The sequence below is a fragment of the Streptomyces sp. NPDC031365 genome, from assembly GCF_055569765.1.
Genome location: NZ_JBVIIM010000010.1, coordinates 57781 through 73716 on the forward strand (window position 1 = coordinate 57781; position 15936 = coordinate 73716).

Annotated in this window: 14 protein-coding genes; 6 read left to right on the top strand and 8 right to left on the bottom strand. The window is 70.8% G+C overall.

Going from position 1 to position 15936, the window contains the following annotated elements:
• The first annotated feature begins 90 nt into the window (after positions 1-90).
• The 3 genes from folB (at position 91) to ACZ5C2_RS17040 (ending at position 1608) form a co-directional block, all read left to right on the top strand.
• On the top strand, positions 91-450 hold the full coding sequence (gene folB, locus ACZ5C2_RS17030; RefSeq protein ID WP_215207680.1) for a dihydroneopterin aldolase: 360 nt from the start codon (positions 91-93) through the stop codon (positions 448-450).
• The gene (gene folK / locus ACZ5C2_RS17035; RefSeq protein WP_468791143.1) at positions 447-1058 is read left to right on the top strand and encodes a 2-amino-4-hydroxy-6-hydroxymethyldihydropteridine diphosphokinase; all 612 of its coding nucleotides are present in this window, start codon (positions 447-449) and stop codon (positions 1056-1058) included. The genes folB and folK overlap by 4 nt, the downstream gene beginning before the upstream one ends.
• Before the next feature lie 61 nt (positions 1059-1119).
• On the top strand, positions 1120-1608 hold the full coding sequence (locus ACZ5C2_RS17040) for a DUF3180 domain-containing protein (RefSeq protein ID WP_468791145.1): 489 nt from the start codon (positions 1120-1122) through the stop codon (positions 1606-1608).
• A gap of 331 nt (positions 1609-1939) precedes the next feature.
• Here ACZ5C2_RS17040 and folE read toward each other — a convergent pair whose 3' ends face one another.
• From folE to dacB, 6 genes are all read right to left on the bottom strand, one after another.
• On the bottom strand, positions 1940-2545 hold the full coding sequence (gene folE, locus ACZ5C2_RS17045; RefSeq protein ID WP_468791147.1) for a GTP cyclohydrolase I FolE: 606 nt from the start codon (positions 2543-2545) through the stop codon (positions 1940-1942).
• A 139-nt stretch (positions 2546-2684) separates the two neighbouring features.
• Positions 2685-4724 (bottom strand): ATP-dependent zinc metalloprotease FtsH, encoded by a 2040-nt coding sequence (gene ftsH / locus ACZ5C2_RS17050; RefSeq protein ID WP_468791149.1) that lies wholly within the window; start codon positions 4722-4724, stop codon positions 2685-2687.
• Positions 4725-4912: 188 nt separating this feature from the next.
• Positions 4913-5473 carry a hypoxanthine phosphoribosyltransferase gene (gene hpt, locus ACZ5C2_RS17055; RefSeq protein ID WP_037933814.1) on the bottom strand — a complete coding sequence of 187 codons (561 nt, stop codon included), beginning with the start codon at positions 5471-5473 and terminating at the stop codon, positions 4913-4915.
• Between the two features lie 68 nt (positions 5474-5541).
• Positions 5542-6567 (bottom strand): tRNA lysidine(34) synthetase TilS, encoded by a 1026-nt coding sequence (gene tilS, locus ACZ5C2_RS17060; protein ID WP_468791151.1) that lies wholly within the window; start codon positions 6565-6567, stop codon positions 5542-5544.
• Positions 6568-6759: 192 nt separating this feature from the next.
• Complete coding sequence (locus tag ACZ5C2_RS17065) at positions 6760-7893, bottom strand: zinc-dependent metalloprotease (RefSeq protein WP_468791153.1); 1134 nt, start codon at positions 7891-7893, stop codon at positions 6760-6762.
• 375 nt (positions 7894-8268) lie between these two features.
• The gene (dacB, locus tag ACZ5C2_RS17070) at positions 8269-9894 is read right to left on the bottom strand and encodes a D-alanyl-D-alanine carboxypeptidase/D-alanyl-D-alanine endopeptidase (protein ID WP_468791155.1); all 1626 of its coding nucleotides are present in this window, start codon (positions 9892-9894) and stop codon (positions 8269-8271) included.
• A gap of 79 nt (positions 9895-9973) precedes the next feature.
• Between dacB and ACZ5C2_RS17075 the strand changes: the two genes are divergently transcribed.
• Positions 9974-10465, top strand: a complete 492-nt coding sequence (locus ACZ5C2_RS17075; protein WP_468791525.1) for an inorganic diphosphatase — start codon at positions 9974-9976, stop codon at positions 10463-10465.
• Positions 10466-10599: 134 nt separating this feature from the next.
• On the top strand, positions 10600-12294 hold the full coding sequence (locus ACZ5C2_RS17080) for a threonine/serine exporter family protein (protein WP_468791157.1): 1695 nt from the start codon (positions 10600-10602) through the stop codon (positions 12292-12294).
• Between the two features lie 35 nt (positions 12295-12329).
• Here ACZ5C2_RS17080 and ACZ5C2_RS17085 read toward each other — a convergent pair whose 3' ends face one another.
• Together ACZ5C2_RS17085 and ACZ5C2_RS17090 are read right to left on the bottom strand one after the other, a co-directional pair.
• On the bottom strand, positions 12330-13181 hold the full coding sequence (locus ACZ5C2_RS17085) for a DedA family protein (protein ID WP_468791159.1): 852 nt from the start codon (positions 13179-13181) through the stop codon (positions 12330-12332).
• A gap of 192 nt (positions 13182-13373) precedes the next feature.
• On the bottom strand, positions 13374-14135 hold the full coding sequence (locus ACZ5C2_RS17090) for a MerR family transcriptional regulator (protein WP_468791161.1): 762 nt from the start codon (positions 14133-14135) through the stop codon (positions 13374-13376).
• 225 nt (positions 14136-14360) lie between these two features.
• On the opposite strand from ACZ5C2_RS17090, the gene ACZ5C2_RS17095 reads away from it, so the two are divergent.
• Positions 14361-15770 carry a glutamate decarboxylase gene (locus ACZ5C2_RS17095; protein ID WP_468791163.1) on the top strand — a complete coding sequence of 470 codons (1410 nt, stop codon included), beginning with the start codon at positions 14361-14363 and terminating at the stop codon, positions 15768-15770.
• The last annotated feature ends 166 nt before the right edge of the window (positions 15771-15936 follow it).

Consider the following 15936-nt stretch of genomic DNA (forward strand, 5'->3'; position numbering starts at 1 on the left):
TCGGTGGCCGCGGGTAGATTCAAGTGCAGGCCGGTGTGCCGTCCGTACAGGCACCGACCGGCCGGACCGACGACTGCAGGAGTGATTCGCGTGGATCGTGTCGCGCTGCGCGGCCTGAAGGCCCGTGGGCATCACGGTGTGTTTCCGAAGGAACGCGAGGAGGGCCAGACCTTCATCGTGGACCTCGTCCTCGGCCTGGACATCCGGCCGGCCGCGGCCGACGACGACCTGACGAAGACGGTGCACTACGGCATCGTGGCGGAGGAGGTCGTGGCCGTCGTCCAGGGCGAGCCGGTCAACCTCATCGAGACGCTCGCCGAGCACATCGCGCAGGTCTGTCTGAAGCACGACGTGGTGCGGGAGGTCGAGGTGTGCGTCCACAAGCCGGACGCGCCGATCACCGTGCCCTTCGACGACGTGACCGTCACCATCACCCGGAGCCGCGTATGACCAGGCCGTCCACCACGGGCCACACCGACCCGACCGTCCAGCCCGTCCCCGCCTCCGTGGTCGAGCGGGTTGACGCCGCCGACACGACCCTGCAGAACCCGAAGCGGGCCGTGGTCTCCCTCGGCGCCAACCTGGGCAACCGCCTGGAGACCCTCCAGGGCGCCGTGGACGCCCTGGAGGACACTCCGGGCGTCCGGGTCGGGGCCGTCTCCCCCGTGTACGAGACGGAGCCGTGGGGCGTCGAGCCCGGCAGCCAGCCCTCGTATTTCAACGCGGTCGTGGTCCTGAAGACCACCCTGCCCCCGTCCTCCTTGCTGGAGCGGGCGCACGCGGTCGAGGAGGCCTTCCACCGGGTCCGGGACGAGCACTGGGGCCCGCGCACCCTGGACGTGGACATCGTCGCCTACGCGGACCACCACTCCGACGACCCCCAGCTCACCCTTCCGCATCCGCGCGCCCACGAGCGGGCCTTCGTGCTCGCCCCCTGGCACGACGTCGACCCCGGGGCGGAACTCCCCGGGCGCGGACGGGTCGCCGATCTGCTCGGCGCGCTCACCCGGGACGGCGTCACACCCCGCGCGGACCTGGAACTCCGGCTGCCCGAGTAGCCGTTAAGGTCGGGACGACCACTTTCCGGGGCACCGGTCCGGGGGAACACGAAGGGACACCGTGAAAGAGCTGCGCATCAGGGTGCTGGCCGGCGTCTTCGTCGTCGCCGGCATCCTGTCCTGGGCCGGCGCCCGCCTGTGGAACTCCTTGGGGACCCTCCCGAGCGTGCCCGTGGCCGCGCCCATCGTCCTCGCCCTGATCGCCGTGGTCCTCACGGCCACCGCGCTCTCCCTCCGCGCCCGCCTCAAGGCCCAGCGCGAGCGGCAGCCCGACGCCAAGGGGGTCGACCCGCTGATGGCGGCCCGCGCGGTCGTGTTCGGTCAGGCCAGCGCCCTGGTCGCGGCCCTGGTCGCCGGTATGTACGGCGGCGCGGCCGTCTTCCTGCTGGAATCCCTGGACATCCCCGCCCGCCGCGACCAGGCCATCTACGCCGGCTTCTCGGTCCTGGCGGGCATCGGCGTCATAGCGGCGGCCGCTTTCCTGGAGCGCGTCTGCAAGCTGCCGGAGGACGACGACAACGGCGGTCCTGGCGCGGCGCCCGCGTCATGACCCTCGGCCCGTGACGGCCTGCACCCGCGGCCCGCAGCGCGGCACGCCACACACGGCGCGGGACGACTCGCGGCCCCAGGCCCCAGGACACGCGCCCAACGGCCCTGAGAGGCGGCCCCCGAGGCCGGAAGCACGGCACACGCGGCCCTGATGAACGCGGCCCGGAGCACGGCGCGCACGGCCCGGGACCGGTTGGATCGGCGCGACGGCGTGCCGCCCGCACCGGCTCGTGTCGCGTGGCGGCCGTGCCCGGCATCAGTTCCTCAGCCCTTGGCACCCGGCCCGCGTCTCGTGCGCGCGTCAGCGCCCGTCCCGTGGCCCCCTGCCCGCGTCAGCGCGCCATGATCAGGCTCATCGCCTCGTTGCGCGTCGTCGCGTCCCGCAGCTGACCGCGCACGGCCGAGGTGAGGGTCTTCGCACCGGGCTTGCGGATGCCCCGCATCGACATGCACATGTGCTCGCACTCCACGACGACGATCACCCCGCGCGGCTCCAGGATGTCCATCAGGGAGTCCGCGATCTGGGTGGTGAGCCGCTCCTGCACCTGCGGGCGCCGGGCGTAGACGTCCACGAGCCGGGCCAGCTTCGACAGTCCCGTGATCTTCCCGCTGGCGGCCGGGATGTACCCGACGTGCGCCACGCCCCGGAACGGCACCAGATGATGCTCACAGGTCGAGTACACCTCGATGTCCTTCACGAGCACCATCTCGTCGTGGCCGAGGTCGAAGGTCGTGGTCAGCACGTCCTCGGGCTTCTGCCAGAGCCCTGCGAAGATCTCCCGGTACGCCCGTGCCACCCGCGCCGGAGTCTCCAGCAGACCCTCCCGGTCCGGGTCCTCGCCGACCGCGATCAGCAGCTCACGTACGGCGTTCCGCGCCCGCTTCTCGTCGAACTCGCCGATGGGGGCTATGCCGTCCAGCGTCACGGGGTCGGTCATGGAGTGCCTCGTTCCTGTGCCTTCACGCGTGAGGGGCACGCGTCTCAACTGCGGGTACACAAAATGCCGCGCCCCCCAGGCTAGAACCAGGGGGGCGCGGCATCCATTCCGGGCCAGGTGGGGCGCCGTGAGCCTCGGGTCAGCCCTCGGGGCGTTCCTCCGGGGTCCGTTCGGGTGCCGGGGCGGGCTCCGCCGCGGTGCTCTTCACGGTGGTGATGGCCGGCGTCGCGCCGTTCGCCCCGTTCGTCAGTGCCAGCTCCTTGGGGGAGAGGACCGGCGGGCGGGTGGACGGCGTACGGTGCGAGGAGCCGGTCCAGGCGGGCCTGGGCGGACGCTTGACGATCGGCGCGAAGACCTCGGCGATCTCCTCCTTGCCCAGCGTCTCCCGCTCCAGGAGGGCCAGGACCAGGTTGTCGAGGACGTCGCGGTTCTCGACCAGGATCTCCCACGCCTCGTTGTGCGCGGTCTCGATGAGCTTCTTGACCTCTTCGTCGACCAGCGCGGCGACCTCTTCCGAGTAGTCCCGCTGGTGAGCCATCTCACGGCCGAGGAACGGCTCGGTGTTGTCACCGCCGAACTTGATCGCGCCGAGCCGCTCGGTCATGCCGTACTGCGTGACCATCGCGCGGGCCAGGCCGGTGGCCTTCTCGATGTCGTTGGCCGCACCGGTGGTCGGGTCGTGGAAGACGAGCTCCTCCGCCGCGCGGCCGCCGAGCATGTAGGCCAGCTGGTCCAGCATCTCGTTGCGCGTGGTGGAGTACCTGTCCTCGTCCGGCAGGACCATGGTGTAGCCGAGGGCGCGGCCTCTCGACAGGATGGTGATCTTGTGGACCGGGTCGGAGTTCGGTGAGGCCGCCGCGACCAGGGCGTGACCGCCCTCGTGGTACGCGGTGATCTTCTTCTCCTTGTCCGACATGATCCGGGTCCGCTTCTGCGGGCCCGCCACCACACGGTCGATCGCCTCGTCCAGCATGTGGTTGTCGATCAGCTTCTGATCACTGCGCGCGGTCAGCAGCGCGGCCTCGTTCAGCACGTTGGCCAGGTCGGCACCGGTCATGCCGGGGGTGCGGCGGGCGACGGCCGACAGGTCGACGTCCGGGGCGACCGGCTTGCCCTTCTGGTGCACCTTGAGGATTTCCAGCCGGCCCTGCATGTCCGGGCGGTCGACCGCGATCTGGCGGTCGAAACGGCCGGGGCGCAGAAGGGCCGGGTCGAGGATGTCGGGCCGGTTCGTCGCGGCGATGAGGATCACGCCGCCCTTGACGTCGAAGCCGTCCATCTCGACGAGGAGCTGGTTCAGGGTCTGCTCGCGCTCGTCGTGACCACCGCCGAGGCCGGCGCCGCGGTGGCGGCCGACCGCGTCGATCTCGTCGACGAAGACGATCGCGGGAGCGTTGGCCTTGGCCTGCTCGAACAGGTCACGGACCCGGGAGGCACCGACACCGACGAACATCTCGACGAAGTCGGAACCGGAGATCGAGTAGAACGGCACACCGGCCTCGCCCGCGACGGCACGCGCGAGCAGGGTCTTGCCGGTTCCGGGCGGGCCGTAGAGCAGCACGCCCTTGGGGATCTTGGCGCCGACGGCCTGGAACTTCGCCGGCTCCTGCAGGAACTCCTTGATCTCGTGGAGTTCCTCGACGGCTTCCTCGGATCCCGCGACGTCGGAGAACGTCGTCTTCGGGGTGTCCTTGGTGATGAGCTTCGCCTTGGACTTGCCGAACTGCATGACGCGGGAGCCGCCGCCCTGCATCTGATTCATCAGGAACAGGAAGACGACCACGATGAGGACGAACGGCAGCAACGACAGCAGAATGCTCACGAACGGGTTCTGCTTCGACGGCGAGACCGTGTAGCCGTCCGGAATCTGCTTGTTCTGGAACTTGTCCTGCAGCGTATTGGCGATGGTGACGCCCTGGTCGCCGATGTAGCTCGCCTGGATCTTCGAGCTGCCCTCGACCTTCTGGTCATCCTTGAGCTGGACCTTGATGATCTGCTCGTCGCCGGTGGTCAGCTTGGCCTGTTCGACCTTGTTCTCATTGATCGCCTGGACGACCTGGCCTGTGTCCACCGTCTTGTAGCCGCCGGACGAGCCGACGACCTGCATCAACACGACCACGGCAAGGACGGCCAGCACGATCCACATGACCGGCCCACGGAAGTATCGCTTCACGTCCATCCATACGGAGCGGTGCCGCCCCGTCCCTCCTGCCATAGTGAGTTTGATAAAGGCTGTTCCTCGGACGGTACCCCAGCATGGTCCCCCGAAGCTGCGGGGGACAGCCGGTATTCGCGTCCACGCATGCTCCAACGCCGCGGAGCCCGCCGGGGTTCCCGATCACCGTACGGCGGGCCGGGCCCTGGGGTTCAGCCGCCGTAGACGTGAGGGGCGAGCGTACCGACGAACGGGAGGTTGCGGTACTTCTCGGCGTAGTCGAGGCCATACCCGACGACGAACTCGTTGGGAATGTCGAAGCCGACCCATTCCACGTCGATGGCGACCTTGGCGGCCTCGGGCTTGCGCAGCAGCGTGCACACCTTCAGGGATGCGGGCTCGCGCGAGCCGAGGTTGGAGATCAGCCAGGACAGGGTCAGTCCGGAGTCGATGATGTCCTCGACGATCAGGACGTGCCGGCCCTTGATGTCGGTGTCGAGGTCCTTGAGGATCCGCACCACACCGGAGGACTGGGTGCCCGCCCCGTACGACGACACGGCCATCCAGTCCATGGTGACCGGGGTGGACAGTGCCCGCGCGAGGTCGGCCATCACCATCACCGCGCCCTTGAGCACACCGACGATCAGCAGATCCTTGCCCGCGTACTCCGCGTCGATCTTCGCGGCCAGCTCCACCAGCTTGGCGTCGATCTCTTCCTTGGTGATGAGCACCTTCTCGAGGTCGGCACCCATGTCTTTCGCGTCCACCCGCATCACTTTCGGTCGTCCCACCGGCCGGTCCGGTCCGCCCCGCGACTCGTACGGGTCGGTGGGGTCCGGATTCAGCCCTGCCGAATCACCAGTCTGCCACCCTGCCGGCGGGCGACGACCCGGCCGGGGAGATTGATGGCCCCCTGGCCACGCCAGCCGGTGATCAGCCGGTCCACCTCCTCGATGTGGCGGGCGAACAGCGAACCGGCCGGGGCCCCGGCCCCGATGGCGGCGCGGCGCAGCACACGGCGGCGTACGGCGGGCGGCAGGGCGTGCAACGCGGCGCACTCCAGGCGGCCGTCGGCGTCCCGGACGCCGGCCTCGGCCCGGCCGGCCCACGCGTCCAGTGCGTCGGCGTCGTCGCGGGAGAGCTGGGCCGTACGGGCGAGGGCCTCGACGACCCCCTTGCCGAGGGCCTTCTCCAACGCGGGCAGGCCCTCGTGACGGAGCCGGGAGCGGGTGTAGGCGGGGTCGGCGTTGTGCGGGTCGTCCCAGACGGGGAGGGACTGGACCATGCAGGCCGTGCGGGCGGTCTGCCGGTCGAGCCGGAGGAAGGGGCGCCGGTAACGGCCGTCGGCCCCCGAGACCGCGGCCATTCCGGACAGGGAGCGGATGCCGGAGCCGCGGGCGAGGCCGAGCAGGACGGTTTCGGCCTGGTCGTCGCGGGTGTGGCCGAGCAGGACGGCGGCGGCGCCGTACCGCTCGGCGGCGGTGTCCAGGGCGGCGTAGCGGGCGTCCCGGGCGGCTGCCTCCGGACCGCCACCGCGGCCGACGGTGACCGTGACGGACTCCACGGGGTTCAGGCCGAGTTCGTGCAGGCGCACGACGACGTCGGCGGCGCGCAGGTCGGAGCCGGCCTGGAGGCCGTGGTCGACGGTGACGCCGCCGGCGCGCAGACCGAGCCGGGGGGCTTCGAAGGCGAGGGCGGAGGCGAGCGCCATGGAGTCGGCGCCGCCGGAGCAGGCCACGAGCACGAGCGGGGAAGAGGGCTGCCCGTGCGGAGGATTGCCGGGGGTTCGGCCGTGGTCGTCGAGGATGTCGGTCAGGACGCGGCGGACCGCCAGGCGTATCGCCGCGACCGCAGGATGGGGACCCATGTCCGGTTCCCTTCATGAAGTTTTCGGGGGTGAACCCGAGGTTCGGTCACTCAGAGTGTGTAGATGGTGACAGAACCGGGCCGTTCCCCGAGCATTGCACGCCTACCCAGAGCCCACGGTCCCTCGGACGGGTGATTGGAGGGGCGTCCGTCTGCCAGCGGCCTGATACGTCGCATGGCGGAGACGCGGGGCTTACGCCTCCGGTTTGCGGTGCACCCGAGTGATCCAGTCCGCCGGTTTGGCGATTTCCGCCTTGGTGGGGAGCGTGTTGGGCGACGTCCACACCCGGTTGAAGCCGTCCATGCCGACCTCCTCGACGACGGCGCGCACGAAGCGTTCGCCGTCGCGGTACTGCCGGAGCTTGGCGTCCAGGCCGAGCAGCTTGCGCAGGGCCATGTCCAGGCGGGAGGCGCCCTTGGCGCGGCGCTGCTGGAACTTCTCGCGGATCTCGGCGACGCTCGGTACGACCTGGGGGCCGACACCGTCCATCACGAAGTCGGCGTGGCCCTCCAGCAGCGACATCACGGCGGTGAGCCGGCCGAGGATCTCGCGCTGCGCGGGCGTCTGCACGACCTCGACGAAGGAGCGCCCCTCGTCCCCCTCCTCACCTTCGGGACGGCCGCCGGCGAGCGACTGCGCGGCCTCGCGGACACGCTCCAGGACGGTCATGGGGTCGACGTCGGTCTCCCCCAGGAACGACTGGATTTCGCCCTCCAGGTGGTCCCGCAGCCAGGGCACGGCGGTGAACTGGGTGCGGTGGGTCTCCTCGTGGAGGGTCACCCAGAGGCGGAAGTCGTGCGGTTCGACGTCGAGTTCGCGTTCGACATGGACGATGTTGGGGGCGACGAGCAGCAGCCGCCCGCCGCCGTTCGCTCCGGCCGGGAGGTCGCGGGTGGCGGGCGCGAAGGTCTCGTACTGGCCGAGGACGCGGGACGCGAGGAAGGACAGCAGCATGCCCAGTTCCACGCCGGTGACCTTGCCCCCGACGGCGCCGAGGACCGCGTTGCCGGGGCCGGTGCCGCGGCGTTCCTGCATCTTGTCGAGGAGCGGCTTGAGCAGTTCACGGAAGCCGGCGACGTTGGCCCGGACCCAGCCGGGACGGTCGACGACGAGAAGGGGGGTGTCGTGGGTCTCCTCGGTGCCCAGACGAGTGAAGCCCCGGACATGTTCCTCCGAGGCCTTCGCGTGCCGGCGCAGTTCCGCGACGACCGCCCGGGCCTCGTCACGGCTCACGTCGGGGCCCGGCCGCATGAGCCGGGTCGCGGTCGCGACCGCGAGATTCCAGTCGACCATCCCGGAAGAGGCAGCGCCACCGATGCTCGTCATGCGTCAACGGTACGTGAGTGCCCCGGCTTGGGGCAGGGCGGCGAGGTGACGGGGGTGACGGGGGGTGACGGGAGGGCTGGGGCCGGCGGGGGGCCGGCTCGGCGCGGGGTGCCCTGGGGGGACGCTCGGCCGCCGGGGGTCGAACCCGTGCTCGCCGGCGCCACCGACACGGTGAGCCCGCGGTCGGGGCGGGGCGGTTCGTCGTGGCTTTGGTTCCTCGCCCCCGCCGCCCTTTCCCGTCCCGTCCCTGGGGCTGTGCCCCAGACCCCCTTCGCGCAGTTCCCCGCGCCCCTTTCGGCTCGGGGGACCCGGAGCGCGCCCACGCAGCGGAGCCGCACATCGGCACAGCCCCGCGCCCCGCGCCCTCTTCGGCGGTCAGCGGCAGCCGCACGCCGCCAGTGCTGTGGCCGCCCCGTCGAGGGCGGACTGGGCCGCCGTCGGGCCCGTGGTGCCGTTCGCCAGGAAGGCGAAGGCCAGCAGTCGGCCGTCCTTGTCGACGACGGTGCCCGCCAGCGTGTTCACGCCGGTGAGCGTTCCGGTCTTGGCCCGTACGACACCGGCCGCACCGTCGGTGTAGCGGCCGGCGAGGGTGCCGGTGAAGCCGGCGACGGGCAGGCCGGTGAGGGCGGGGCGCAGCTCGGGACGGGCCGGGTCGCCGGCCTCGACGAGCAGAGCGGTGAGCAGATCGGCGGTGAGTCTGTCACGCCGATCGAGGCCGCTGCCGTCCCTGACGTCGGCGCCCTTCAGGGGGAGGCCGAGGTCCTTCAGGCGGGCGGTGATCGCCGCGCCGCCGCCGGCGAAGTCGGGGGTCTTGCCGGTGGCGAGGGCGGTGTGCCGGGCGAGGGCCTCGGCGACGTCGTTGTCGCTGTTGGTCAGCATCCGTTCGACGAGGGCGGCGAGCGGGGGCGAGGAGACCGTGGCGAGGGTGGTGGCGCGGGTGGTGGACTTCGACGGGCCGGGCGGCGTGGCCTTGATGCCGTGTTCCTTCAGCAGGTCGCCGAACTTCCGCGCGGCGTCGGCCGCCGGGTCCGCGACACGCGGGGCGGGGCCGCTGGTGGAGTCGTCGGTGCGGGCCTCGTCGACCATCAGCGGGGTGACGGCGGCGAGATTGGAGTTGACCCCGATCGGGTGCGTCGTGGCGCCCTTGTAGAGGGTCGTGTCGTACGACAACGTCACCTCGCGCACACCGCGTTTGGCCAGGGCCGCGGCGGACCGCTCGGCGAGCTCCCGCAGACTTGCGAATCCGCGGGCGTCCTTGCGGGCGGTGAGCGTGGGGTCCCCGCCACCGACCAGGACGACCTCCTTCGTATCGGGTTCGTACACCGCGCGGGTGGTGAGGCGGTGGTCGGCACCCATCGCGGAGAGCGCGGCGACGGCGGTGGCGATCTTCGTGGTCGAGGCGGGGGTCAGCGCGTCCGCCGAGCCGGTGCCGTACAGCCGTTCGCCGGTGGTCACGTCGACGACGGCGGCGGAGCGTCGGCCGAGCGCCGGGAGCTTCAGCAGCGGGTCGAGGACGCCGGCGAGGCTCTTGGCGGCGGGCGCCGACCGCGCGGCGGTGGCGGTACCGCCGATGCCGGTGAGCACGGAGGCGGCCGGTGGGGCGGCCTCCGGTCCACGGGGTGGCGTACCGGCGCGGGCGCGGCCGCCACCGTGATCTGTGCCACGCGATGCTTCCAGGGCCACGGCCCGGTCCCGCTCGGCCGTACGCTGACCCGAGGAGTCCCAGGGACCGGCGGCGGTCACCACACCTGCGGCCAGCGCCAGACCGGCGGTGGCGGCGGTAGCGGTGAACTGCCAGGTCTTCGGCCGCGCGACCCGCGGGACCTGCGGTGATCCCGGCCGGTCCGGCCGCGCGGGCCGTGGCCCGGCGGCCGCGGCGACGCGCGCCGGCCATGACCGTACGGTCACCGCGGCCCGGGCGAGACGCGGCCGTACGGTGCCCGCGAACCGCACGACATGCGGTCTCGCGGCCCGCCAAGGCCTCAGCTCTGGCACGACCACCAGCCCCTTTCGCGATCACACACGTGCGTGAGGGACACTTAACCACCAGAACTATGTGCTGATCATGGAGGAGCGTCCGGTGGAGTTCGACGTCACGATCGAGATCCCGAAGGGTTCGCGGAACAAGTACGAGGTGGACCACGAGACGGGTCGGATCCGCCTGGACCGTCGGCTCTTCACCTCGACCGCCTACCCGACCGACTACGGCTTCGTCGAGAACACCCTCGGCGAGGACGGCGACCCGCTGGACGCGCTGGTCATCCTGGACGAGCCGACGTTCCCGGGCTGTCTGATCCGCTGCCGCGCGATCGGCATGTTCCGTATGACGGACGAGGCGGGTGGCGACGACAAGCTGCTGTGCGTCCCGTCGACGGACCCGCGCGTGGAGCACCTGCGCGACATCCACCACGTGTCGGAGTTCGACCGCCTGGAGATCCAGCACTTCTTCGAGGTCTACAAGGACCTGGAGCCGGGCAAGTCGGTCGAGGGCGCCAACTGGGTGGGCCGGGTGGACGCCGAGATCGAGATCGAGCGGTCCTACAAGCGTTTCAAGGAGACGGGCGGCCACTGAGTTCCCCGCTGCGAGACGCAGAACGGGCCGCACGCGCGCGTGCGGCCCGTTCTGCTGTGCCTGCGCATACTGGGGCTTTACGGGGCAGGCTTAGAAACGATCTTTCGGACGGTGTCGTACAGGGAGCGAAGGGCGTGACGGAGGCGGAGGACCGCAAGCCGCAGTCGGACGAGGCCAGGAGCGCGTTTGTGCCTCCGGTCCCTCTCGCGACGACAGCCGAGGCCGACTCGTCGACGACGTCCGAGTTCGCCGTTCCCGACGGGCTGGCCGTCTCGAGGACGGGTACGGAGTCGGAGACGACCTCCGAGTTCTCGGTGCCGGACGGCCTGGACGTGTCGCCGCCGCAGCCGGCCGAGTCCGAGGGGTCGGCGTTCAACCGGCCCAGCACCTACGGCTCGAAGCAGCTGCCGGCCTTCACCCCGCCGAACGGGGTACCGGTCGTCAGCCTCACCCGGGACGTGCCGTGGCAGGACCGGATGCGCACGATGCTGCGGATGCCGGTGACGGAGCGGCCGGCCCCGGAGGCCGTGCAGCGGCACGACGAGGCGGGGCCCGCCGTGCCGCGCGTGCTCGACCTGACCCTGCGTATCGGGGAGCTGCTGCTGGCGGGCGGTGAGGGCGCCGAGGACGTGGAGGCGGCGATGTTCGCCGTGTGCCGCTCCTATGGCCTGGACCGCTGCGAGCCCAACGTCACCTTCACCCTGCTGTCGATCTCGTACCAGCCGTCCCTGGTCGACGACCCCGTGACCGCGTCCCGTACGGTGCGCCGCCGCAGCCCCGACTACACCCGGCTGGCCGCGGTGTACCAGCTGGTGGACGACCTCAGTGACGACGAGACGCAGGTCTCCCTGGAGGAGGCCTACCGGCGGCTGGCGGACATCCGGCGCAATCGGCATCCGTACTCCGGCTGGGCGCTGACCGTGGCGAGCGGACTGCTCGCGGGTTCGGCGTCGGTGCTGGTCGGCGGTGGTTTCCTGGTCTTCGTGGCCGCCGCGCTCGGTGCGATGCTCGGCGACCGGCTCGCCTGGCTGTGCGCGGGGCGCGGGCTGCCGGAGTTCTACCAGTTCACGGTGGCCGCCACGCCTCCGGCCGCGATCGGGGTGGCGCTCACCGTGGCGCACGTGGACGTGAAGGCGTCCGCGGTGATCACCGGTGGGCTGTTCGCGCTGCTGCCCGGGCGGGCGCTGGTGGCAGGCGTGCAGGACGGCCTGACCGGCTTCTACATCACGGCGTCCGCGCGTCTGCTGGAGGTCCTGTACTTCTTCGTCGGCATCGTGGCAGGGGTGCTGACGGTGCTGTACTTCGGCGTGCAGCTGGGGGCGGCGCTGAACCCGGACGCCGCGCTCGGCGGTGAGCCGCGGCCGCTGCTGCAGATGGCCGCGTCGATGGCACTGTCCCTGGCCTTCGCGGTGCTGCTCCAGCAGGAACGGTCGACCGTGCTGATGGCGACCCTGAACGGCGGGATCGCCTGGGTGGTGTACGGGGCGATGCACGTCACGGGTGACATTTCGCCCGTGGCGTCCACGGCGGTGGCGGCCGGTGTGGTGGGCCTGTTCGGGCAGTTGCTGGCCCGCTACCGCTTCGCGTCCGCGCTGCCGTACACCACGGCGGCGATCGGTCCGCTGCTGCCGGGTTCCGCCACGTACTTCGGTCTGCTGGGCATCGCACAGAACGAGGTCACGGACGGGCTGGCGTCCCTCACGAAGGCCGTGGCCCTGGCCATGGCCATCGCGATCGGAGTGAACTTCGGGTCGGAGATCTCCCGGCTGTTCCTGCGGATCGGCTCCGCGGAGAAGCGCCGGGCGGCGAAACGGACGCGAGGCTTCTGACCGCCGGGCGCCGTCCGTCGGCCCCTCAGGGTGTCTCAGTAACCGCGGTTGTAGGGCTGCTGCTCGTTCTGGCCGTAGTACTGGTCGTTGCCGTACGGCTGCTGGGGCGCCTGGGGCTGCTGCTGGGGGTAGCCCTGGTCGCCGTACTGCTGGGGAGCCTGCCGCTGCGGGGCGGCCGGGGGGATGCGGCGCAGCTGGGTCGTGGCGTCGTCCATGACGGGGATCTGCCGGTACTCGGGGGCGGCGGCCGGGGGCTCGGCGGCGGCCCGCTTCTTCTTCCCGCGCTCGCGCAGGTACTCGATGATGATCGGCACCACGGAGAGGAGGACGATCAGGACGAGGATCGCCTCGACGTTGGCCGCAATGAACGCGATCTGTCCGAGCCAGTAGCCCGCGAGGGTGACACCGCTGCCCCAGGCGACACCGCCGATGACGTTGTACGTGAGGAAGGTGCGGTACTTCATGCGGCCGGCGCCGGCCACGATGGGGGCGAAGGTGCGCACGATCGGCACGAAGCGGGCCAGGACGATCGCCTTGGGGCCGTACTTCTCCATGAAGTCGTGGGCCTTCTCCAGGTTCTCCTGCTTGAAGAGCTTGGAGTTCGGCCGGCTGAACAGCTTGGGTCCGAAGAACTTGCCGATCATGTAACCGACCTGGTCGCCGATGACGGCGGCCAGCACGATCAGCGTGCACACCAGCCACAGCGGCTGGCTGATGTAAGTGCCCTCGGCCACGAAGAGGCCCGCCGTGAACAGCAGGGAGTCACCGGGCAGGAACGCGAAGAGTCCGGACTCGGCGAAGACGATCAGCAGGATGCCGGGAAGGCTGAAGGTCTCGATCAGGTAGTCCGGGCTCAGCCACTCAGGGCCGAGCGCAAGGGTGGTCACGGGGATGTGGCTCCTGCAGCTGGGGGTTACGGGCTGGGCTGGCTGCCCAAATTATGAACGCAGCCGTTGAGGCCCAGGTTCCGCGGGGTACTCCAGCATGCACCGTCCTGCGCCCCGGAGAAAGCCGCGAGCGGCGGTCGTACGCGATCACCGCTGGTCGTGGCCCGGGAACGGGCCCGGGCCACGACGCGCTCAGGCGGTGTGCCGTGCCGCGTTGGCGACGATCGCGTCGCGCAGGTAGACGGCCAGGCCCGTGCGGATGTTCTCGTACATCGCGGTGAAGCGCGGGTCGGCGACGTACATCTCGCCCAGGCAGGTGTGCATCTCGTGCCCGCAGTCGTAGTACGCGCCGGTGATGAACCGCCGGTGATCCTCCGCGATGTCCATGGCCTCCACCGAGTCGGCCGGGTGCCCGGCGTCCATCAGGTCGGCCATGCGCCGGTGGATGGCGTCGAGTTCCCGGGTGACGCGTTTCCAGTCCTCCTTGGTGTACGAAGCGGTCCGCTCCTTCGACTGCCGGTAGGCGTCGGTGTCGCCCCAGCGCTCGCGCACCTCGTCCTCGTACTGGTCCGGGTCGTGGTCCCCGAACACCTCGAACTTCTCCTCGGGCGTCAGATCGATTCCCATCCTGCGTGCCTCCATCGCGTGTTCCACGGCCGTCGCCATCTTCCGCAGCTTCTCGATCCGGGCGGTCAGCAGTTCGTGCTGCCGGCGCAGATGCGCGCGCGGGTCCGCGTCCGGGTCGTCGAGCAGCACGGCGACCTCCTCGAGCGGGAAACCGAGCTCGCGGTAGAACAGGATCTGCTGCAGCCGGTCGAGGTCGGCGTCGCTGTAGCGCCGGTGTCCCGCGTGGCTGCGCTCGCCGGGCGCGAGCAGGCCGATGCCGTCGTAGTGGTGCAGGGTGCGCACCGTGACGCCGGCGAAGCCGGCCACCTGTCCCACGGAGTAGCTCACTTCCGCTCCCTTCCGGTTCCGCGCTCCAGCCTGGGTCCTCACGCCACGTGAGGTGCAAGCAGCTTCCCGATTTGCTCTCTTTGTCCCCTTATCGTGTGCGCGTGGCTCCGGACAGTCCGGTCGGGGCGGAGGCATCCTCCACCGCCCCGGACCGGACGGCACCGCGACGACCGCCACTCCTCCCTCCTCCCCACCCACCGCACCCGACCGGATCAGGAGTCACCCATGCCGCTCCACAACGGCCACCGGCACGACGAACGCCCCCTGTCCGTCAACCCCTTTCTGGGGCCGGCCAATCCGGTCGGTGACATGACCGAGGCGCCGCCCAAGCACCGGATGCCCACCGCGCCCATGGCGCCCTCCACGGCGTATCAGCTCGTGCACGACGAGCTGATGCTGGACGGCAACGCGCGGCTGAACCTGGCCACCTTCGTCACCACCTGGATGGAGCCCCAGGCCGGGATCCTGATGGCGGAGTGCCGGGACAAGAACATGATCGACAAGGACGAGTACCCGCGCACGGCCGAGCTGGAGCGGCGCTGTGTGGCCATGCTCGCCGACCTGTGGAACGCGCCCGATCCGGTGGCGGCCGTGGGCTGTTCGACGACCGGTTCGAGCGAGGCGTGCATGCTCGCCGGGATGGCGATGAAGCGGCGCTGGATGCACCGCAACGCCGACCGCCATCCGTCGCGGGACACCCGGCCGAACCTCGTCATGGGCGTCAACGTCCAGGTCTGCTGGGACAAGTTCTGCACCTTCTGGGAGGTGGAGCCCCGTCAGGTGCCCATGGAGGGCGAGCGGTTCCACCTCGACCCGCGGGCCGCTGCCGAGCTGTGCGACGAGAACACCATCGGGGTCGTCGGCGTCCTGGGCTCCACCTTCGACGGTTCCTACGAGCCGATCGCGGACCTGTGCGCGGCGCTGGACGAGCTCCAGGAGCGCACCGGCCTCGACATCCCGGTGCACGTCGACGGGGCGTCCGGCGCGATGATCGCGCCCTTCCTCGACGAGGACCTTGTGTGGGACTTCCGTCTCCCGCGCGTGGCGTCGATCAACACCTCGGGGCACAAGTACGGGCTGGTGTACCCGGGCGTCGGCTGGGCGCTGTGGCGGGACACGGACGCGCTGCCGGAGGAGCTGGTCTTCCGGGTGAACTACCTGGGCGGCGACATGCCGACCTTCGCGCTGAACTTCTCCCGGCCGGGCGCGCAGGTCGTGGCGCAGTACTACACGTTCCTGCGGCTGGGCCGGGAGGGCTACCGCGCGGTGCAGCAGGCCGCGCGCGATGTCGCGGGACGGCTCGCGGAGCGCATCGAGGCCCTCGGCGACTTCCGGCTGCTCACCCGGGGCGACCAGCTCCCGGTGTTCGCGTTCACGACCGCGCCCGGGGTGGCGGCGTACGACGTCTTCGACGTGTCACGGCGCATGCGCGAGAGCGGCTGGCTGGTGCCCGCGTACACCTTCCCGGCGAACCGCCAGGATCTCTCCGTGCTCCGCGTGGTGTGCCGCAACGGTTTCTCCGAGGACCTCGCGGACCTGTTCGCCGAGGACCTGGCCCGGCTGCTGCCGGACCTGCGCCGGCAGCAGCGCCCCCTCAGCGGGGACAGGAACGCGGCCACCGGGTTCCACCACTGAGAGCCGCTTCCCGGGCCGGAGCACCGCACTGCGCAGGACAACTTCTCAATAGGGGCCTCACCCTGCGTAATTGAGGCCCTTATCCAGAAGCGCTAACCAAGGTGAGCTGATCCGAGTGTTACTGGACTGAGAATTGGTCAGGACGCTAAGAACTTAGACACCCCTG

Bases quoted from the DNA above. Each gene is read 5' to 3' on its own strand.
- folK (WP_468791143.1), top strand. From the start codon at position 447: ATGACCAGGCCGTCCACCACGGGCCACACCGACCCGACCGTCCAGCCC.
- folE (WP_468791147.1), bottom strand. From the start codon at position 2,545: ATGACCGACCCCGTGACGCTGGACGGCATAGCCCCCATCGGCGAGTTC.
- ftsH (WP_468791149.1), bottom strand. From the start codon at position 4,724: ATGGACGTGAAGCGATACTTCCGTGGGCCGGTCATGTGGATCGTGCTG.
- hpt (WP_037933814.1), bottom strand. From the start codon at position 5,473: ATGCGGGTGGACGCGAAAGACATGGGTGCCGACCTCGAGAAGGTGCTC.
- tilS (WP_468791151.1), bottom strand. From the start codon at position 6,567: ATGGGTCCCCATCCTGCGGTCGCGGCGATACGCCTGGCGGTCCGCCGC.
- ACZ5C2_RS17065 (WP_468791153.1), bottom strand. From the start codon at position 7,893: ATGACGAGCATCGGTGGCGCTGCCTCTTCCGGGATGGTCGACTGGAAT.
- ACZ5C2_RS17095 (WP_468791163.1), top strand. From the start codon at position 14,361: ATGCCGCTCCACAACGGCCACCGGCACGACGAACGCCCCCTGTCCGTC.